A 19,528-nucleotide genomic window follows, 5' to 3' on the forward strand; every position below is an offset into this window, starting at 1 on the left:
GATCCACAAGGAGGGCTACCCCTTTATCGGCGGCTTCGCGCTGGCAAGCCTCGTCCTGTTCTGGCTGTGGTCGCCGCTCGGGTGGATCGGGACCATCCTCACGGTCTGGTGCGCGCTGTTCTTCCGCGATCCCGTGCGTGTGACGCCTGTGCGCGAGGGGCTCGTGGTGTCGCCGGCCGACGGCCGGGTCTCGATGATCACCATGGCGCTGCCGCCGGCCGAGCTCGGGCTCGGCGATCGCCCGCTGCCGCGGGTCTCGATCTTCATGAGCGTGTTCAACTGCCATGTGAACCGCAGCCCGGTGGCGGGCAGGGTGGACCGCATCGCCTACCGGCCCGGCCTGTTCATCAATGCCGAGCTCGACAAGGCGAGCGAGGACAATGAGCGCAATTCGCTGGTCATCTCGACGCCTACGGCGCGCATCGGCGTGATCCAGATCGCGGGCCTGGTGGCCAAGCGCATCGTCTGCTTCGTCAAGGAAGGCCAGGCCATCGGGGCCGGCGAGCGCTTCGGCCTGATCCGCTTCGGCTCGCGGCTCGACGTCTATCTGCCGGTCGGCACCAAGGCGCTGGTCTCGGAAGGGCAGACCGCGATTGCGGGCGAAACGATCCTGGCTGATCTTGCCTCGGACGACCCGGCCCGCGCCTACCGCGCCAATTAACCATCAAGTCGGCGTCAGGGGGCCTTCCGCCGCAATGGCGGAGGGGGAAGCGGCTTGCTATATCTCGCCTTAAGGTGAGGACGAGCCATGACGCCCTATGACTTCAAATATCCGGATGCTGCACGCCGCCGGCGGTTCCGCCCGATCCCGGTGCGGATGCTGGTGCCCAACGTCATCACGCTGCTGGCGATCTGCGCCGGCCTGACGGCGATCCGCCTGTCGATCGAGGGACGGATGTCGCTCGCGGTCTACGCCATCGTGTTCGCGGCGGCGCTCGACGGCATCGACGGCCGCATCGCGCGCCTGATCAAGGGCCAGTCGAAATTCGGTGCCGAGCTCGACAGCCTTGCCGATTTCGTCAATTTCGGCGTGGCGCCGGGCCTGATGCTGTACTTCTGGCAGTTGCACGAGCTCGGCAATGCCGGCTGGATCGCCGCCATGGTGTTCGCGATTTCCATGTGCCTGCGGCTTGCGCGTTTCAATGCCACGATCGACGATCCCAACAAGCCGGCCTTTGCCGCCAATTTCTTCACCGGCGTGCCGGCGCCCGCCGGCGCGATCACGGTGCTGCTGCCGATCTATGTGGCGTTCCTGGAGCTCGGGCGCTGGCCCGCGGCTGTGACGGCCGCCTATACGCTCCTGATCGCCTTCCTGATGGTGTCGCGCCTGCCGGTGTTCTCCGGCAAGACCATGCGCATGCGCGTGCCGCCGGAGCTGGTGCTGCCGGCCTTCGTCGCGGTGATCTTCTTCATCGCGCTGTTGATCAGCTATCCCTGGTACATCCTCTCGGCCGGCACGGTGCTGTATCTCTTGAGCCTGCCGCTGGGCTACAAGTCGTACCGCGATCAGGCTCGCGCCGCGGGGGCCACCGCGCCATCGACCAGTGAGGGGGCGCAGCCGCAATCGTCTGCGGCGCTTGCGGCAAATGTGCCGGAGCAGGCGCACGACGACCGGCCCGGACGGCTGCACTGAGCGGCCCGCAAATATCTGCCATGAAGTCCAGCGAGTTGGGTTGAGACCCTATCTCGGCTATATCGCCCTGTGCCGGCGGCACCGCACCAACAGCCGCCGCCAATCTGGGAGAGAACGCCGTGACAAATTTCGCGACCGGGCCGCTGCCCGCTTCCGTCGTCGAAGCGCTGGGCCGCTATGACACGCCAACGATCTGCAACGCCATGGAGGTCATTGCACCGGAGCGGCGACTGATCGGTTTCACCACCAAGCAGCTTGTCTGCCCGTTTCCCGACCTGCCGCCGATGGTTGGCTATGCCCGCACGGTCACGATCCGCTCGGTGCAGAAATCTCCACTTCCTGCGGAAGAGCAGGCCAAGCGCCGCATCGAATATTACGAGTATGTCGGCACCGGCCACGGCCCACGCATCGCCGTGATCCAGGACGTCGACGGCCCTGACATCGGCTACGGCGCGTTCTGGGGCGAGGTGCAGAGCAACGTGCACAAGGCGCTCGGCTGCCTCGGCGTTGTGACCGACGGCTCGATCCGCGACGTTCCGCAATGGGCGCCGGGCTTTCAGGCGCTGGCTGGCTCGATCGGCCCGTCGCATGCATGGGTGCATGCCGAGAGCTTTGGCGGCCAGGTGCGCGTCGCCGGCATGACGGTGAAGTCCGACGACCTGATCCATGCCGACCGGCACGGTGCCATCGTGATCCCGCTCGATCTCGCAGCAAAGCTGCCTGAGGCCGCCGAGCTCTGCGGCCGCCGCGAGACGCCGATCCTGGAGATCGCGCGCAGCCCCGACTTCTCGCTGGAGAAGCTGAAGGCCGCGCTGAAGCGCTCGGCGGAAATCCACTGAGGGCGTGACCGAACGATCTAAGGCCGCTCGCCGCCCTGTTCCACCAAAAACAGGGCGGCCTGGTCCGGCTCGCCGAACACAGCGGCAGCGCATCCGATCAGGGTGAATCCGCCGGCAACATCCCATAGGGTGATATCTTCCGGATCGTCCGGGACGCCAATCAAGCGCGCCGCGATCGCGGCGAAGGCGGCCTCGGCAAAGAGCAGGATGCTGAAGGCCGGCAGCACGAGCTCCGGCTCGAGCATGTGGAGCGCAATAGCCGCGGGAAGCGCGGTGAGAAGGCTGAACAGGGTCAACATTGCGAATGGCTCACGCGATGGAGCTTGCCGCACGGGATAGAATACTGAGAATCCCTCGTTCCGGACCCGCGGCGCAGGGCCGCAGTTGGAGGCGCGCGCACGATGGATATGAATGGCAAGACAGTCTTAATAACCGGCTCGACGGACGGCGTCGGCCGCCATGTCGCGCGTCGGCTGGCCGAAGACGGTGCAGGGGTCCTGATCCACGGCCGCGATGCCGCGCGTGCGACGACGCTGATCGACGAGATCGTGAGCGACGGCCACGTCGCGCCGACCTTCTATCAGTCTGATTTGTCGTCGCTGGCTGGCGCGCGTGCGCTCGCTGATGCCGTGACGCGGGATCATCGGCGTCTGGACGTGCTCGTCAGCAATGCCGGCATCGGCTCGCAGAACGGCGGGCCGCAGCGTCAGGAGAGTGCCGACGGCTATGAGCTGCGTTTCGCCGTGAACTATCTCTCCGGCTTCCTGCTCGCTCATCTCCTGTTGCCGCTGCTCAAGACTGCTTCCCCCTCGCGCATCGTCAATGTCGCCTCGCTCGGCCAGCATCCGATCGACTTCGACGATGTCATGATCACGAAGGGCTATAGCGGCTCGCGCGCCTACGCGCAGAGCAAGCTCGCCCAGATCATGTTCACCATCGATTTCGCCGAGGAGGTGAAGGCCATGGGCGTCACCGTGAACGCGCTGCACCCGGCGACCTACATGAACACCACGATGGTGCGTGCCGGCGGCATCACGCCGATCTCGACGGTGGAGCAGGGCGGCGCCGCGATCCTGCATCTCATCCAAGGCGACGACGTCGCGGCCCGGAGCGGCCTGTTCTTCAACGGCATGAACGAGGCGCGCGCCAATCCGCAGGCCTACGACGCGGCTGCGCGCAAGCGCCTGCGCGCGCTCAGCCTCAAGCTGGTGGGGCTGTCGTCCTAGACCTCAGGACGGCCGCTTATGGTTAGCAAAGTCTTGACAATCCTGTCGCCGGATGGCGAAGCCGGCCCCTCTCAGCACGCCTCGCGCCGACGCGCCGCACGGAGCCCGACTTAACCTTTACGCGTCTTTAATGGCGCCCAATTAGGGTTTCCGATGCGGTTCGGGGTTGGGCCGCGCCACCGGCCAGGATGGCCGTTGTTGCGTTGGTGTTGGAGTGTCCCATGGATATTATGACGGGCGCTGGGCTCGCGGCCGGCATCATCGTCATCTCGGTGATGATGATCATGGGTGGCGATCTCCACATGTTCATCTCCGAACATGCGATGATCATCATCTTCGGCGGCTCGATCTCCGCCACCATGATCCGCTTTCCCCTCAGCGCGCTGCTGCATGGCCTGCCGCTCGGCGCCAAGTTCGCCTTCACCATGAGCCGGCTGACGGCGCATGACCTCGTCGACGAGCTCGCCCGCATCGCCGAGATCGCCCGCAAGCAGGGCCCGGTCGGCCTGGAGAAGGTCGAGACCGACGAGCCGTTCCTCGCCAAGGGCATCCGCTACGTCGCCGACGGCTACGACCTCGACTTCATCCGCGACAATCTCGAGCGCGACCGTGACAACTTTCTCATGCACCTCGACGAGGGCAGCAAGATCTACCGCGCCATCGGCGACTGCGCCCCGGCCTTCGGCATGATCGGCACGCTGATCGGCATGGTGCAGATGTTCGCCAACATGACCGACCCGTCCAAGCTCGGCCCGTTCATGGCGACCGCGCTGCTGGCGACGCTCTACGGCGCGCTCGTGGCGAATCTGTTCTGTCTGCCGATCGCTGACAAGCTGCACGGCAAGCTGCTCGACGAGGAGACCAACCGCACGCTGATCATCGACGGCATTTTGATGATCCGCGACTCCAAGAGCCCGACGCTCGTGCGCGAAATGCTGCTGGCCTACCTGCCGGAGAAACATCGCCACGCCGAGGGCGAGCCGGTGCCGGCCTGACGCCGCCCGCCGGGATCGTAAGACATGGCCAAGAAGAAGCGCGGCGATGCACATGGAGGCGGTCACGGCTGGTTCGTGACCTTCGCCGACCTGATGGGCCTGATGATGAGCTTCTTCGTGATGCTCGTCGCATTCTCGACCCAGGACGCCAACAAGCTGAAGATCGTCGCCGGCTCCATGCGCGACGCCTTCGGCATCCAGAGCGAGGCGCGCTACGCCGGCATCGTCGAGGCCGACGGTCTGCCGACGCGTCCGCGGCTGAAGAACATTGACCACATCCAGCCCGAAGATGCCTCCAACACGCCGACGCCAGACCAGGAGGATCGCAACCGCACCTCGGGCGCCAAGACCAAGATCGATCGTGATTTCGCGCTTGCCGCGGCCTCGCTCCGCCAAGCGTTGCAGGACATGCCGGAACTGACCGAGATGTCCAAGCACATCATGTTCGAGGAGACCAAGCAGGGGCTCAATCTCGAGATCGTCGACCAGGACGGCCGCTCGATGTTTCCGGACGGCTCCAAGGTGCCCTACGATCGCACCCGCCGCCTGATCGAGAAGCTCGCGGTCCCGCTGAAGTCGACTCCCTTGCGCGTCTCCATCGCCGGGCACACCGCGGCGGGCTTCGTGCCGACGCGCAGCGACTATGGCGCGTTCGATCTTTCGGCCGATCGCGCCAACGCCGTGCGTCAGATCCTTGAACGCGAAGGCCTGCCGCCGTCGAACATCTTCGCCGTCTCCGGCAAGGCGGATACCCAACCGCTGTTTCCCGACGACCCGTCGCTCGCCGCCAACCGCCGCGTGACCATCACGCTGATGCGCGAAGATCCGCCGCTGCCGCCGAATCTGAAGCCGTAAAGCCCTTGCGCTACCATTTTACCTGAGGCATGTCGTCGCGCTGGCGATGAACGTGGCTAGGCCGTCACAGCACCCGCTGCGGCGCCTGCTATGTTGTGCCAATTGACAGGCGCGCCGGAAGCGTCAAAAGGCGCCGGATCAATTCGTGGGAAGAAGCGTTCTCCATCCTCATGACGGCGAGCATCACATCGACCGAAGCCCAGGAAGGGCCGGTCACCTCGGGTTTTTGGGCCCTCACGCTCGGGAGCATCGGCGTCGTCTTTGGCGATATCGGCACCTCGCCGCTCTACGCATTCCACGAGGCGGTCAGGGGCGCGGCCCATGGCGAGCCGGTCTCGCGGGTCATCGTGCTCGGCGTGCTCTCGCTGATCCTGTGGGCACTCTTGATCGTCGTCACCGCCAAATATGTGCTGCTGCTGCTGCGCGCCGACAATAACGGGGAGGGCGGCACGCTCTCCTTGATGGCGCTCGGCCAGCGCGCGCTGGGGCGGCGAAGCTGGTTCCTGCTCGCGCTCGGCGTGGTCGGCGCCTCCATGTTCATCGGCGATTCCATGATCACGCCGGCGATCTCGGTGCTGTCGGCGGTCGACGGCCTCAAGCTGGCGACGCCGGCCTTCGAGCATTACGTCGTGCCGCTGACGGTGATGATCCTGGTGGTGCTGTTCGCGGTCCAGAGCAAGGGCACCGCGCTGGTGGCGTCCGCCTTCGGGCCGGTGATGGTGATCTGGTTTACCTGCCTCGCGGTCATGGGCATCGTTCACATCGCCGACGATCCGTCGGTGCTCGCCGCCATCAATCCCTATTACGCGCTGCAATTCCTGCTGTCGCACGGCACGATCGGCCTCGTGACGTTAGGTGCCGTGTTCCTGGCAGTGACGGGCGGCGAAGCGCTCTATGCCGATCTCGGTCATTTCGGCCGCAAGCCGATCCAGTCAGCCTGGATGTTCTTCGTATTGCCCTCACTGCTGATCAATTATTTCGGGCAGGGCGCGCTGGTGCTGTCCGATCCCAGCGCGATCGAGCACTCCTTCTATCGCATGGTGCCCGAGCATTTGGTGCTGCCGCTGGTCGGGCTTGCGACCGCGGCCACCGTCATCGCGAGCCAGGCGGTGATCACCGGCGCCTATTCGCTGGTGTATCAGGCGGTGCAGCTCGGCCTGTTGCCGCGCTTCGAGGTGCGATACACGTCCGAAAGCCACGCCGGCCAGATCTATCTGCCGCGCGTGAACCGGCTGCTCCTGATCGGTGTGATGCTGCTCGTGCTGCTGTTCCGCACCCCCAGCGGTCTCGCCTCGGCCTACGGCATCGCCGTCTCCACCACCATGGTCGCCGACGGCATCATGGGCTTCATCGTGATCTGGAAATTGTGGAACTGGCGCGCCGCGACCGCCGCGGTCGTGATCCTGCCCTTCGTCATGGTCGACATGACCTTCTTCAGCGCCAACCTGCTCAAGCTGCTCGAGGGCGCCTGGGTGCCGCTGTTGTTCGGCGCCTGCATGGCGGCGACGATCTGGACGTGGCGGCGCGGCACGGGGATTCTGCTCCAGAAGACCCGCCGCATCGAGGTGCCGCTGGACGATCTGATCCGGAGCCTGGAGAAGCGGCCGCCGCACATCGTCAAGGGCACCGCGGTGTTCCTCACCAGCGATCCCGCTTTCGTGCCGACGGCGCTGCTCCACAACCTCAAGCACAACAAGGTGCTGCACGAGCACAACGTGGTGCTGACCATCGAGACCGCGCATACGCCGCGGGTCGATCTGTCGGAACGCTTCCGCATCGAGAATGTCAGCGACAAGTTCTCCAAGGTGCGCCTGCGCTTCGGCTTCATGGAGCAGCCCAACGTGCCGCGCGCGCTGGCGATCGCCCGCAAGCAGGGCTGGCAGTTCGACATCATGTCGACGTCGTTCTTCGTGTCGCGGAGGTCGCTGAAGGCCTCGGCGCAGTCGGGCATGCCGCTCTGGCAGGACCATTTGTTCATTGCGCTGAGCCGGTCGGCCAACGACGCTACCGACTATTTCCAGATTCCCACGGGCCGAGTGGTTGAAGTCGGCACGCAGGTCACTATTTGAACGCGATTGGCGGACTTATGCGATTTTTGCATGGCAAGGGCCCAAAATAGGTCTAGGCTATGCCGGTAGCGCAGGACTATAAGCCGCGCGCTCTCTTCCGCCATTGTGCAGTGAAGCATTTTTAGAGGCCACCAGTCTCTCCCATGACCAGTGACGTAGCAGTTCCCGCCCCGGAAACGGCGGCGGCCAATGGGCATGGCGAGGCCCACACCACGGCCGGCTTTGGCGCGCTGACGCTTGGCAGCATCGGCGTCGTCTATGGCGATATCGGCACCAGTCCGCTCTACGCGTTCCGCGAGGCGGTGACGGTCGCTTCGGGCGCGGAAGGATCGCCGACGATAGCGGCCGTGCTCGGCGTGGTCTCGCTGATCCTGTGGGCGCTCATCATCGTGGTGACGCTCAAATACGTCGTGATCCTGCTCCGGGCCGACAACAATGGCGAGGGCGGCACGCTCGCGCTGATGGCGCTGGCCCAGCGCGCGGTCGGCACGGGCGGCGCGACCATCGTCCTGCTCGGCATCATTTCCGGCGCCCTGTTCTACGGCGACGCCGTGATCACGCCGGCGGTCTCGGTGCTGTCGGCCATCGAAGGCATGAAGGACGTCACGCTGACGTTCGAGCCTTACATCGTTCCGCTGACCGTGGTGATCCTGCTCTGCCTGTTCGCCGTGCAATCGCGTGGCACGGCCCGCGTCGCAGCGTTCTTCGGTCCGGTGATGTGCGTCTGGTTTGCGGTGATCGCGGTCGCGGCGATCGGCCCGATCATGCGGCAGCCGCAGGTGCTGTACGCGCTGAACCCGCTTTACGCCGTGTCTTTCATGCTCCACCACGGCATCATCGGTTTCGTCACGCTGGGCGCGGTATTCCTGGCGGTGACGGGTGCCGAGGCGCTCTATGCCGACCTCGGCCATTTCGGCAAGCGCCCGATCCAGACCGCGTGGCTGTTCATCGTGCTGCCGTCGCTGGCGCTGAATTATCTCGGGCAGGGGGCGCTCGTCCTGGATGATCCCGGCGCGATCGTGAGCCCGTTCTTCCAGCTGTTTCCGCAAGGCTGGCTCCGCGGCAGCATGGTCGTGCTTGCCACCATGGCCACCGTGATCGCGAGCCAGGCCGTCATCACCGGCGCCTATTCGCTGACGCGCCAGGCGATCCAGCTTGGGCTTCTGCCGCGATTCGAAATTCGCCATACCTCTGAAGCCCATTCCGGCCAGATCTTCATCCCTCGCATCAACCAGCTGCTGCTGGTCGCAGTGATCCTGATGGTGCTCCTGTTCCGCTCCTCAAGCGCGCTGGCGTCCGCCTACGGCATTGCCGTCACCGGAACCATGGTGGTCACGGGGATGATGGGTTTTGTCGTGGTCTGGAAGGCCTGGCGATGGTCGCCGTTCGCCGCCGCGGCGCTGATCGTCCCCTTCCTGTTCCTCGACCTGACCTTCCTCGCCGCCAACCTTCTCAAGGTGTTCGAGGGCGGCTGGGTGCCGCTGGCGCTCGGCTCGCTCATGATCCTCCTGATGTACACGTGGCGGCGCGGCAGCCGGCTCCTGTTCGAGAAGTCGCGCAAGCTCGAATTCCCGCTCGCCGACCTCGTGGCAATGCTGGAGAAGCGGCCGCCGCAGCGCGTGCCCGGCACCGCCGTATTCCTGACCAGCGACCCGCTCAGCGCGCCGACTGCGCTCATGCATAGTCTGAAACACTACAAAGTGCTGCATGAGAAGAATGTCATTCTCACCATCGAGACCGCGCAGACGCCGCGCATCGATCCGGCGGAGCGGGTGCGGCTGGAGCAGATCAGCCCGACCTTCTCCAAGGTCACGCTGAAATTCGGCTTCATGGAATCGCCCAACGTGCCGAAGGCGCTGGCGATCGCTCGCAAGCTCGGCTGGCAGTTCGACATCATGTCGACCTCGTTCTTCCTGTCGCGCCGGGCGCTGAAGCCCGCGGCCCATTCCGGCATGCCGCGCTGGCAGGATCGGCTGTTCATCTCGCTGAGCCGCTCGGCCAACGACGCCACCGACTATTTCCAGATCCCGAGCGGCCGCGTGGTCGAGGTCGGCACCCAGGTGACGATCTGAGGCGCTGTTCCAAAGCCGTGCTTCAAGTCGCTGCGATTTAGCCTTAACTTGCAGGGCCGAGCTCAAGCCTTTGTAGCGCTTGATTTTCGTGAGCCGAGAGGCAAGGTTGCCGCCGCCGGGATGCTTCCCGGCGCGCGCTCGGACGTTGGAGGATGATTTGGCTAACCAGGTACAGGATCTCACCCCGGACGAGGTCTCCAAGGGTGTTTCGGAAGGGCGCTATCTGCTCGTCGACGTGCGCGAGCCGAACGAGGTTTCGGCCGAAGCCTATCCCTACGGTGTCGTGGTGCCGCTCTCGACCTTTGATCCCAAGGCGATCCCCGATCCGCAAGGCAAGGAGGTCGTGTTCGCCTGCCGCTCGGGCAAGCGTTCGGTGACGGCCTCGCTCGCCGCGCAGGCGGCGGGCCTTGCCTACGACAAGCATCTGGCCGGCGGCATTCTCGGCTGGAAGGCAGCGGGTCTTCCCACCAAGGTCGGTGGCTGACCTCGCAATGACGACCAAGAGCTCCTCGCTGAACAAGGTCTTCGCCGACCTTCCGGTCACCATCTTCGAGGCGATGTCGCAGGCCGCGCGCGACAACAACGCCATCAATCTCGGCCAGGGCTTTCCCGACGATCCGGGCCCGGAGGACATCCGCCGCGCCGCGGCCGATGCCTCGCTCAACGGCTACAACCAGTATCCATCGATGATGGGCATCCCGGAGCTGCGCCAGGCGATCGCGACGCATTATGGCCACTGGCACGGCCTCAAGCTCGATCCGATGAGCGAGGTGATGGTGACCTCCGGCGGCACCGAGGCGCTGACATCGGCCATCCTCGCCGTGGTCCAACCCGGCGACGAGGTGGTCTGCTTCCAGCCGGTCTATGATTCCTATCTCCCGATCATCCGCCAGGCCGGCGGCATTCCGCGCCTGGTGCGGCTCGAGCCGCCGGGCTGGCGGCTGAACGAGGACATGCTGAAAAGCGTGTTCAATTCAAAGACCAAGGCGGTGCTGTTCAACAACCCCTTGAATCCGTCCGCGGTGGTCTATCCGCGCGAGGACCTCGAGCTGCTCGCGCGCTACTGCCAGGAGTTCGACGTCATCGCGATCTGCGACGAGGTCTGGGAGCACGTCACCTTCGACGAGCACAAGCACATCCCGCTGATCACTATCCCCGGCATGCGCGATCGCACCATCAAGGTCGGCTCGGCCGGCAAGATTTTCTCGCTGACGGGCTGGAAGATCGGCTTCGTCTGCGCCGCGCCGCCGCTGCTGCGCGTTGCCGCCAAGGTGCACCAGTTCCTGACCTTCACGAGCGCGCCGAACCTCCAGGCCGCCGTCGCCTACGGCCTCGGCAAGCCCGACGAGTATTTCCTGTCGATGCGCAAGGATCTGACGCAGAGCAGGGACCGTCTGACCAAGGGCCTCGAGAGCCTCGGCTTCCCCGTGCTGAAGTCGCAAGGCACCTACTTCCTCACCGTCGACCTCTCGCCGCTCGGGCTTAACGAGAACGATGCCGAGTTCTGCTGGCGCATCGTGAAGGACTACAAGGTCGCGGCGATCCCGGTGTCGGCCTTCTACGAGAAGGACCCGGTGACCTCGGTGGTGCGCTTCTGCTTTGCCAAGAAGGACGAGACGCTCGACACCGCACTGGAGCGGCTGTCGGACGCGGTGCGCGGGCGCAAGAGGTAGATCAAGATGACGAACGTCAGCCGCTCCGGGCTTTGCTTCGGTCTGGCCATCGCCGCAGCGCTGACGTTGCTTTCCGCTCCCGCAGGGGCCGAGGAACGCGTCGTCAACTTCTACAACTGGTCGAACTACATGGCGCCGGGTGTCCTTGAGGACTTCACCAAGGAAACCGGCATCAAGGTGGTCTACGACACCTTCGACGCCAACGAGACTCTGGAGACGCGGCTGATGGCCGGCAAGTCCGGCTACGACGTCGTGGTGCCGACCGCCTATTTCCTGCAGCGCCAGATCAAGGCCAGCATCTTCCAGAAGCTCGACAAGTCGAAGCTGCCGAACCTCGCCAACGCCTGGCCCTTCGTGACGCAGCACCTTGCAATCTACGATCCCGGCAACGACTTTGCCGCCAACTACATGTGGGGCACGACGGGGATCGGCTACAACGTCGCCAAGCTGAAGGCGATCCTCGGGCCTGATGCCAAGATCGATAGCTGGGACATCGTCTTCAAGCCGGAGAACCTTGCCAAGTTCAAAGACTGCGGCGTCCACATGCTCGATTCCGCCGACGACATCTTTCCGGCGGCGCTGAACTATCTCGAGATCGATCCGAACTCGACCAAGCAGGCCGACCTCGAGAAGGCCGCGGACGTCGTCGCCAAGGTCCGCCCGTCCGTGCGCAAGTTTCACTCCTCCGAATATCTCAGCGCGCTTGCCACCGGCGAGATCTGCTTCGTGGTCGGCTGGTCCGGCGACATCATGCAGGCGCGCGCCCGCGCAGCCGAAGCCAAGAACGGCATCGAGATCGGCTACGCTATCCCGAAGGAGGGCGCGCAGATGTTCTTCGACAATCTCGCGATCCCCGCGGATGCCAAGAACGTCAAGGAAGCCTACGAGCTGATCAACTATCTCTACCGCCCCGACGTCGCCGCCAAGAATTCGGACTTCCTGTCCTATGCGAGCGGCAACCTCGCCAGCCAGAAGCTGGTCGATCCGAAAATCCTGAACGACAAAAACATCTATCCGGACGAGGCGACGCTCGCAAAGCTCTTCGTCATCACTGCCCGCGAGCCGGCGACCCAGCGCATCATCAACCGGCTCTGGACCAAGGTGAAGACGGGACGGTAGTTGTCCGGGACCCAGCCCGGACACTAAATTCCGCAAAACAACCCCATGCACAGTAGAGCCGCGATATCAGGCCCTCCTGTCATTTGACACGTCGGGCAAAACACCGGCAGGAATGACATCCTGCCCATCAGCTCCAGACACCGCTTGCCATGCGAAGCATCGCGCGGGTGCGGTGTTGCTTACCACTCATATCGCACCGTGCCCTTGCCCGTGTAAGTCTGCGTGCTCTGCGAGAACTCGCCCTCGACGGTGCCGGCGAGCGAGAGGCCGTTGTTCCATTTCATCTCGGCGCGACCGCCGAGAAGTGCGGAGTCGGCGGCGGGGCGCGCGCCGCTGACCGTGAAGGCCGCACCCGGCAGCGTCTGGAAGGCGGCGCTGACGAGGCGGTTGGTGTTGGAATCGTGGGCCCAGGCGAGCCGGCCGCGCAGGGTGAGCACGCCGTCGTTGACCAGGAAGCGCTGGTCGGTGCGGGCGCCGAGTTCGGTGCGGACATTGGTCGTGTCCTGCGCGGTGTAGGAGAGCGCGAACTGATTGCTGCCGACGATCGCGGTCTCGCCGTAGCCCGGCAGATGGAAGGTGGTGGCTTGCACGGCCGCGTAAGGGGTGACGCCGAAGGTGGAGGCGGGGATTGGTGCGAAGCGCCAGCCGGTTTCCACGCGGCCCGAGAAGGTGCTCGCCTTGAAGTTGGCGGTGAGCTTGTCGGTGCCCGAGACCGTCACGGTGCGATCGGTGGTGACGTCCTGCCAGCCATAGGCGAGGGCTGCCGAGAGATACGCCGGCCCGAACGAATGGCGGGCATAGAGTCCGGCCTGGAACAGATCGGCGCGGCCGCTGCCGAGACTGTCAGACAGCGCGAAATTGTAGCCGGCGCCGCCGAGCGCAAAGCCGACCAGCGTGTTCGGCGAGACCCGATAGTCGGCGCCGACCACGGTGCCGTAGATGCGGCTGGTGGTGGTGCTCGACCCTGATGCGGCGTTGCCGTTCAACGTGCTGGCGCCGCCATAGCCCGAGGCCCACACGCCCCAGCGCCGGTCGATGACATCGCCGCTTGCCTCGCGCGGCGTCACCGCGGCATAGGCCTCGCGCACGCGGGCGTCGCTTGGTGCGGTGGAAGCGTAGCCCAGCGTCCCGCCGTCGCCGCTGGTCCCGCCGCGCTCGCCATCCGAGCCGCCGCCACCGAGCGGATCGAGCATGTTGACGAACTGCTGCGTCGCGCTGAACGCCGCCTGCGTGCCTGCGGCGCCGGGCTGGCCGGAGACCTGGCTGAGCCCGCGGTTGAGCTGCGCGCCGCCCATGTTAAGCGGTGCGTCGAAGCCGGAAGGCGGCGCCGCGCCGCCCTCGACCGCCTTGTTGATGCCGCCGGCGACGCTGATCTGGTTGGCGCCCGTGCCGGCCGGCAGCACGATCGTGCCGGGATCGAGCACGAGATAGACGTTGTTCAGATCGTAGGTGAGGTGCGGATTGCGGGCAGGGCTGAAGCTGCCGGTGACGCTCAGCCCGGCGAACTGCGTTCGGCCGAGCCCGCCGGTCGCATTGAGAATGGTGCAGGTCTGGCTGCGGAAGCTGCCGGGCAGCGCCACCGCCTGCACGGTGGCGCCGGTCAGCGTTGCGGTGCCCGAGACATTGGTGCGGTCAGCGGCGGTCGCGGAGACCTCGACCCTGTAGAAGCTGCCCGCACTGAAGGTGAGATTGCCGCTGACGGTGAGGGTGCCCACGGAATTACCCGGCGCGAGCGTACACCGCTTGCGATCGTCGTGGCGCCGACGACACCGGTGCCGCCGAGCGCGCCGCCGCTGTTCACGGTGAGGCTGCTGGAGAACGCAATCGAGCCGTTCACCGCCAGTGTGCCGCCGTTCACAATCGTGGCGCCGGTGTAGGTGTTTGTGCCCGACAAGGTCAGCGTGCCGGTGCCGACCTTCACCAGCGAACCACCGGTGGCGCTCAGGCCGAACAGGTTCGCGTAGCACGCCGTGCCGCTCGCGCCGCAGTCGCTGATCACGCCGCTGACCGTTGTGCTCAGATTGTTGCCGCCGACAGTGAGCTGCCGTGCGCCCAGATAGACAGCGCCGGCTCCCGCGATCGAGCCGATGCTGAGCTTGCCGTCATTGGCGGGGCCGGAGCTGTGCGAGAAATCAACCCTACCGCCGGCGTTGTTGAGGATGCTGGCGCTACCTCCCGTGCCGTTGACGAAGAATCCGAGGGCGCCGTTATTGGTGATGGTGGCGTTGTCGGCCGTGCTGCTGTCGGCAAACTGCAGGATGGAGTTGTTGATGATGGCGGCGCTGCCGGCCGTGGTGGTGTCGAGGAACGAGACGGCGTAGCCGTTGTTGGTGATGACCGAACTGCCGGCGGCGCTGGTGTTCATGAAAATGATCTCACCGTTGGCAAGGTTGGTGAGGGCGGCACTGCCGGCGGTGCTGGCGTCGAAGAACATCAAGCCATAGTCGGTGGAAATGGGCCGCGTTGCCGGCCGCGCTGGTGCCCCGGAAATTGATGATGTTGTGGTTGGTGATGGTCGCTGTGCCGGCGGTGCTGGTGTTGTAGAAATTGAGCTGGGCACTGCCGTTGTTGATGATGGTTGCGCTGCCGGCCGTGCTGTTGCCGTTGGAATACGTGAGGTTTTGGTTGGTGATGGTGGCGTGGCCGGCCGTGCCGGTGCTGTTGAAAGCCAGCGTACCGATATTGGTGACAGTGGCGTTTCCGGCCGTGCTGGTGTCGTAGAAATTCAGCTGGCCGTCATTGGTGACGCTGGCGCTGCCGGCACTTGTGTCGTTGCGGAAATTTGTGTTCCCGCTGTTCGTGATGCCAATGATGCCGCTCGTGTCGGCGTTGACGACATCGAATGTGCCCCCACTACCGACGGTCACTGTCCCCAGGATGGAGCCGGGCCCGCCGGCACTGCCAAGCTGCAATGTGCCGCCGTTGATGGTGGTGCCGCCGGTATAGGTATTGGCGCCCGACAGGGTCAGCGTGCCGGTGCCGATCTTCACCAGCGAACCGCCGGTGCCGGCGATGACGCCGCTCACTTCGGTCGAAAGATTGTTGGACCCGACGGTAAGCTCGTTGGCGCCGAGATAGTAGGAGCCGGCGCCCGCGATCGAGCCGGCGCTGATCTTGTTGTCGCCGTTGAGGCCCGTGGTGCTCGAGAAATCGACCGTGCCGCCGGCATTGTTGATGATGGCGGCACCGCCGGCCGTGCTGTTGTCGTGGAACGTCAGGCCGCCATTGTTGGTGATGGTGGCGTTGCCGGCCGTGCTGAAGTTTTGGAAGGAGATGCCGCCATTGTTGGTAATGGTGGCGTTGCCCGCCGTGCTGTAGCCCTGGAAATACAGGAGGTAATTGTTGGTGATGGTCGCGTTGCCGGCGCTGCTGTTGCCGTAAAAGGTCGTCGTGCCGCCGTTGTTGTTTGTAATGGTGGCGTTGCCGGCCGTGCTGGTGTTGTAGAACTCCAGGGTGCCGTTGTTGCTGATAGCGGCAGTGCCGGCCGTGCTGCTGTAGGAGAATTGAACGAGGCCGTTGTTGCTGATTGTCGCGCCGCCGGCCGTGCTGGCGTTCTGGAAGTACAGGAGGTAGTTGTTGTTGATGGTAGCGCTGCCGCCGTTGATGACGATACCGGCGCCGGTGAAGCTGAAGTTGCTTCTGTTGGTGAACGTCTAATCGCCCGCCCCGGTATTGAATGTCCAGCCGCCGACCGTGACGAAGGGAGGGAAACCAGAAACCGACAGGTCGGTGGTGTTCGACGCGCCGAAATAGGCGGTGCCGGTCGGCCGCGCGCCGGTGTTCCAGTTGGCGCCGCTGCTGTAGATGTTCGAACCCGGCGAGGCGAGCCAGGTAGCATCCTGCGCACGCGCCGGCGCGGCCGGCAGCATCCAGGCCAAAGTCAGGGCCGACGACGTCAACAGCGCCGCCCGCAGGCGGCGGGTCGCCGCGAAACAATCTTTCCTCAACACTTCCCCCATCCCGCGATCGCGAGTCCGTCTCCGACCCGACTCTTCTCATTGGCGGGGGGGGGGCGTCCTGATAAGGGGTCGGCAATTTTCTGAAAGTTTCTGATATTTCCGTTTCAGACCCGCTTTTCGGGCATTTTCGGCAGACTTCCGCTATACGAGCCGGCTGGGAGAGTTACTTTGGGGGATCATTTGCTTCGTTTCGCCGGCTTCGAGCTGGACCAGCAGCGCGCGGAGCTGCGCGGGGCCGATGGCGTTGCGATCAAGCTCCGGCCGAAGACCTTCGAGATGCTGCGGCTGTTCGCCAGCAGCGGCGGCCGGGTCCTCAGCAAGCAGGAGCTGATGGAGGCGGTCTGGCCGAATGTCCATGTCGGCGAGGACAGCCTGTTTCAATGCATCCGCGAGCTTCGCACCGCGCTCGGCGACGAGCGGCGGCAGATGATCAAGCTCGCCTCCGGCGGCGGCTATCTGCTGACGGCGGAGGTTGAGGCCGAGCCGGACGTCACGGCGGACGCCGAGGAGCCTCCGCTCGCCGAGGCCCTGGAGGCCGGGCCTGCGACGCCGGCCGAAGGTGTCCCGGCAGAGGCGAGGTCGCAGCGCGCCATCTTCGGTTTCAGCCGGCGGGCCATGGTCGCCGCGATGGCCGGGCTCGGTGTGATCGTCGTGGGGCTTGCGGTGGCCGCGCCGGTTTTGAAGCCGGAGCTCCTGTTCAAGCGCACGCCGCCTCGCATCGCGGTGGTGCCGATCGTTGACGCCAGCAACGATTCGCGCGGCGCGGTGATGGCGGCGGAGGTCACCGGCCGTCTCACGGATGGCTTTGCCAAGATCCAGAACGTCAGTGTGGTTGCGCCGCGCTCGCCCGCGCTGGCGAGTGTCGAAAGCGCCAGCGCGCCGGCCGCGCCGTCCGATTACGAAATCCGAGGCGAGTTGCAGCACAGCGATCAGTCCTGGACACTGCGGGCGCGCCTTATCAAGGCGGGCACTGGCGAGGTTCAGTCGGTGGTCGCTGCTTCGGTCAATGCTGATGAGCCGGATGCGCAGCTCGCGCAGTCCCGGCTCGTCGCGGGCGCCGGTCATGTCCTTGCCCGCCGCCTCAACGAGATGCTGGAGCCGAGCGCGTCGTCGCCCGCGAGCCGCGGACAGTCCGCGGGCGGCGACAAGGTTGCTGTCGAGCAGTCGCTCGCATCGATCAACCAGACGACGCGCGAGCGTTTTGGCGTGGCGCAGTCGATGTTACAAAAGGCGCTTGACGAAGATCCTGATAATGTCGATCTCGCCGTCGCGCTCTCTTCGCTCCAGATGCGCGGCATCCAGATGGTCTGGTTCAGCCCGGAGGAGGCGGCCGCGGTCGAGGCCAGGGCCAATGCGACGCTCGAGCAGGCGTTGCGGTTGAAGCCGAATTCCATTCCGGTGCTCGAGGCCACTTGCCGCTTCCTCAGCGCGACCAACCATTTCGTGGAAAGTCTCGTCACCTGCGCCAGGGCCTTGAGCTTCGATCCGTGGAACGGGGCGGCGCTCTATCTGATCGGTCTCGGGCAGATCTATCTCGGCCGCTTCGACGATGCGCTCGCGACATTCCAGCAAGCCGACCGCTACGACACGCCGCCGGCCTCGCGCTGGACCTGGTTGCTCGGCGCAGGCATGGCGTATGTCTCGATGGGACGCGACGAGGAGGCGTTGCCGTGGCTGCAGCGTTCGATCGCCGTCACTCCGGGGACCGGCCGCTCGCACTTTCTGTTCGCTGCCGCCTACCAGAGAACGGGCCGGTTCGCGGAGGCGAGGGCGGCGATCGCGGAGGGACTGCGGCTGCGGCCCGGCACGACCAGGCTCAACGTCTCGCCGCCGATGAAGAACGCAAGTCCGGTGTGTATCGCAGCCTGGGATCGCGTCGTTCAGGCCGAGGTCGAGGCCGGATTGCCGGAGCGGTGAGGTTGGCTCGTTGCCGCGAGCGAAGAGCGTCAAGCCCCGAAGCCAGACCCTCACCCTGAGGAGCGCGCTCTTCGCGCGCGTCTCGAAGGGCAAGGCCACCGACCGGGCCATTCATCCTTCGAGACGCGCGTTCCGCGCTCCTCAGGATGAGGAACTACGAGTCTTGATTGCTTCGCGGAGCCTGTCATCGGGGCCGCGCTTCGCGCGGACCCGTTGGCTCGCAATGACGAAGCAACTACCGCCACCGCCGGTGCAGCCACAGCCACTGCTCCGGATGCTCGCGCACCCAGCTCTCCACCACGCTGGTGATCGCCTGCGTCGTGCCCTGGATGTCGATCCTGCCGTCGGCATCGCGGACCGGCTTGACCTCTTCGGTGATCTCGCCGGTGAAGCGGCCATCGGGCAGGCGGATGATGCGCACGCCGTGGATGGGGCATTCGACCTGGCGCAAGAGCCGCGCCAGCATCGGGTTGGCGCGGGTCTTGCGGCCGAAGAAGGTGACCTCGACGCCGGCGGTGAGGTACTGGTCGATCAGCATGGCGACGTGCTTGCCGTCCTTCAGCGCCTGCGCAAGGCGAAGCGGTGCGTCGCGCCCCGCAGGGATCAGCGTGCCCATGTTGACCTGGCGCATCTCCTGGATGATGCGGTCGGCGGAGGCGATGTTCGGCCGGCGGTAGAGGATCGCCGCATCCAGCCCATGCGCGACGGCGGCGAGCGCCGGCAATTCCCAGTTGGCGAGATGCGCGGCGAAGATCAGCGCAGGCTTGCCGTCATCCCTGATCTGGTCGAACAGCTCGACGCTGCGTTCGGGCAGCTCGATTCGGCTCTTCTCAGGATGATCGCGGTCATAGTCCCAGACATGGTCGATATGGGCGAACTCGGCGCCGACGCGGCCGAGATTGTCCCAGACCCCCATCAGGATCTCTTCGATCTCCTCCGGCGATTTCTCCGGGAAGGCGGCGGTGAGATTGGCGCGGCCGATGCGGTGCTCGCGCAGGCGCGGACCGATCAGCTTTGTGACGCGCGAGAAGAAGTTCGCGGTCTTGACCGGATCGAAATAGCGCGTGGTGCGCAGCATGCCGACGGTCGCCGCGCCAATCAGGCCGCCGCCGATCGACTTGGCAGCCTCCCGCGCGCGGGCCTTCGTGCTCGCAGGAAGCAGAGCCATGCG

18 protein-coding genes and 1 pseudogene are annotated in these 19,528 nt (G+C 65.3%); 13 read left to right on the forward strand and 6 right to left on the reverse strand.

The features are described 5' to 3' along the window. From AXW67_RS01375 to AXW67_RS01385, 3 genes and pseudogenes are all read left to right on the forward strand, one after another. Positions 1-661: pseudogene (locus AXW67_RS01375) on the forward strand (phosphatidylserine decarboxylase); the annotation flags it as partial. An 87-nt stretch (positions 662-748) separates the two neighbouring features. Continuing rightward, positions 749-1,633, forward strand: coding sequence for a CDP-alcohol phosphatidyltransferase family protein (locus tag AXW67_RS01380; RefSeq protein WP_027551704.1), 885 nt, complete (start codon positions 749-751; stop codon positions 1,631-1,633). Positions 1,634-1,752: 119 nt separating this feature from the next. Next, complete coding sequence (locus AXW67_RS01385) at positions 1,753-2,472, forward strand: RraA family protein (protein WP_063676043.1); 720 nt, start codon at positions 1,753-1,755, stop codon at positions 2,470-2,472. A 17-nt stretch (positions 2,473-2,489) separates the two neighbouring features. Here the strand turns inward: AXW67_RS01385 and AXW67_RS01390 are convergent, their stop codons facing one another. Then, positions 2,490-2,771: a hypothetical protein gene (locus AXW67_RS01390; RefSeq protein WP_063676045.1), complete on the reverse strand. Its 282-nt coding sequence runs from the start codon at positions 2,769-2,771 to the stop codon at positions 2,490-2,492. Positions 2,772-2,873: 102 nt separating this feature from the next. On the opposite strand from AXW67_RS01390, the gene AXW67_RS01395 reads away from it, so the two are divergent. The 8 genes from AXW67_RS01395 (at position 2,874) to AXW67_RS01430 (ending at position 12,481) form a co-directional block, all read left to right on the forward strand. Further along, positions 2,874-3,698, forward strand: a complete 825-nt coding sequence (locus tag AXW67_RS01395; protein ID WP_063676047.1) for an SDR family NAD(P)-dependent oxidoreductase — start codon at positions 2,874-2,876, stop codon at positions 3,696-3,698. Positions 3,699-3,919: 221 nt separating this feature from the next. Further along, positions 3,920-4,693 carry a motility protein A gene (locus AXW67_RS01400; protein WP_027551700.1) on the forward strand — a complete coding sequence of 258 codons (774 nt, stop codon included), beginning with the start codon at positions 3,920-3,922 and terminating at the stop codon, positions 4,691-4,693. Between the two features lie 24 nt (positions 4,694-4,717). Continuing rightward, on the forward strand, positions 4,718-5,548 hold the full coding sequence (locus tag AXW67_RS01405) for an OmpA/MotB family protein (RefSeq protein ID WP_063676049.1): 831 nt from the start codon (positions 4,718-4,720) through the stop codon (positions 5,546-5,548). Between the two features lie 170 nt (positions 5,549-5,718). Continuing rightward, positions 5,719-7,617 carry a potassium transporter Kup gene (locus AXW67_RS01410; RefSeq protein WP_063676051.1) on the forward strand — a complete coding sequence of 633 codons (1,899 nt, stop codon included), beginning with the start codon at positions 5,719-5,721 and terminating at the stop codon, positions 7,615-7,617. Between the two features lie 143 nt (positions 7,618-7,760). After that, the gene (locus tag AXW67_RS01415) at positions 7,761-9,689 is read left to right on the forward strand and encodes a potassium transporter Kup (protein WP_027551697.1); all 1,929 of its coding nucleotides are present in this window, start codon (positions 7,761-7,763) and stop codon (positions 9,687-9,689) included. Positions 9,690-9,846: 157 nt separating this feature from the next. Beyond that, positions 9,847-10,173, forward strand: coding sequence for a rhodanese-like domain-containing protein (locus AXW67_RS01420; RefSeq protein WP_027551696.1), 327 nt, complete (start codon positions 9,847-9,849; stop codon positions 10,171-10,173). A 7-nt stretch (positions 10,174-10,180) separates the two neighbouring features. Further along, on the forward strand, positions 10,181-11,362 hold the full coding sequence (locus tag AXW67_RS01425; protein WP_063676053.1) for an aminotransferase: 1,182 nt from the start codon (positions 10,181-10,183) through the stop codon (positions 11,360-11,362). A 6-nt stretch (positions 11,363-11,368) separates the two neighbouring features. Then, a complete protein-coding gene (locus AXW67_RS01430; RefSeq protein WP_063676055.1) occupies positions 11,369-12,481 on the forward strand; it encodes a polyamine ABC transporter substrate-binding protein in 1,113 nt (370 codons plus the stop codon). A 179-nt stretch (positions 12,482-12,660) separates the two neighbouring features. On the opposite strand, the gene AXW67_RS01435 is transcribed toward AXW67_RS01430, so the two are convergent. Genes AXW67_RS01435 through AXW67_RS44715 form a run of 3 tightly spaced genes read right to left on the reverse strand, consistent with a single transcriptional unit; the run spans position 12,661 to position 15,507 of the window. Further along, on the reverse strand, positions 12,661-14,196 hold the full coding sequence (locus tag AXW67_RS01435; protein ID WP_063676056.1) for an autotransporter outer membrane beta-barrel domain-containing protein: 1,536 nt from the start codon (positions 14,194-14,196) through the stop codon (positions 12,661-12,663). After that, positions 14,082-14,915, reverse strand: coding sequence for an autotransporter-associated beta strand repeat-containing protein (locus AXW67_RS39990; RefSeq protein ID WP_082907715.1), 834 nt, complete (start codon positions 14,913-14,915; stop codon positions 14,082-14,084). Before AXW67_RS39990 ends, AXW67_RS01435 begins: the two co-directional genes overlap by 115 nt. After that, the gene (locus AXW67_RS44715; RefSeq protein WP_063676058.1) at positions 14,857-15,507 is read right to left on the reverse strand and encodes an autotransporter-associated beta strand repeat-containing protein; all 651 of its coding nucleotides are present in this window, start codon (positions 15,505-15,507) and stop codon (positions 14,857-14,859) included. The genes AXW67_RS39990 and AXW67_RS44715 overlap by 59 nt, the downstream gene beginning before the upstream one ends. Before the next feature lie 112 nt (positions 15,508-15,619). Between AXW67_RS44715 and AXW67_RS43590 the strand changes: the two genes are divergently transcribed. Beyond that, positions 15,620-15,799, forward strand: coding sequence for a hypothetical protein (locus tag AXW67_RS43590; RefSeq protein ID WP_161491208.1), 180 nt, complete (start codon positions 15,620-15,622; stop codon positions 15,797-15,799). Between the two features lie 335 nt (positions 15,800-16,134). Here AXW67_RS43590 and AXW67_RS01450 read toward each other — a convergent pair whose 3' ends face one another. Then, positions 16,135-16,440 carry a hypothetical protein gene (locus AXW67_RS01450; protein WP_063676062.1) on the reverse strand — a complete coding sequence of 102 codons (306 nt, stop codon included), beginning with the start codon at positions 16,438-16,440 and terminating at the stop codon, positions 16,135-16,137. 180 nt (positions 16,441-16,620) lie between these two features. Between AXW67_RS01450 and AXW67_RS01455 the strand changes: the two genes are divergently transcribed. Then, the gene (locus tag AXW67_RS01455; RefSeq protein WP_063676064.1) at positions 16,621-18,357 is read left to right on the forward strand and encodes a winged helix-turn-helix domain-containing protein; all 1,737 of its coding nucleotides are present in this window, start codon (positions 16,621-16,623) and stop codon (positions 18,355-18,357) included. Positions 18,358-18,592: 235 nt separating this feature from the next. Here the strand turns inward: AXW67_RS01455 and AXW67_RS01460 are convergent, their stop codons facing one another. After that, on the reverse strand, positions 18,593-19,525 hold the full coding sequence (locus AXW67_RS01460) for a lipid A biosynthesis lauroyl acyltransferase (RefSeq protein WP_063676066.1): 933 nt from the start codon (positions 19,523-19,525) through the stop codon (positions 18,593-18,595). Between the last annotated feature and the right edge of the window lie 3 nt (positions 19,526-19,528).

It is taken from the genome of Bradyrhizobium neotropicale (assembly GCF_001641695.1).
In the GTDB taxonomy this organism is placed as follows: domain Bacteria; phylum Pseudomonadota; class Alphaproteobacteria; order Rhizobiales; family Xanthobacteraceae; genus Bradyrhizobium; species Bradyrhizobium neotropicale.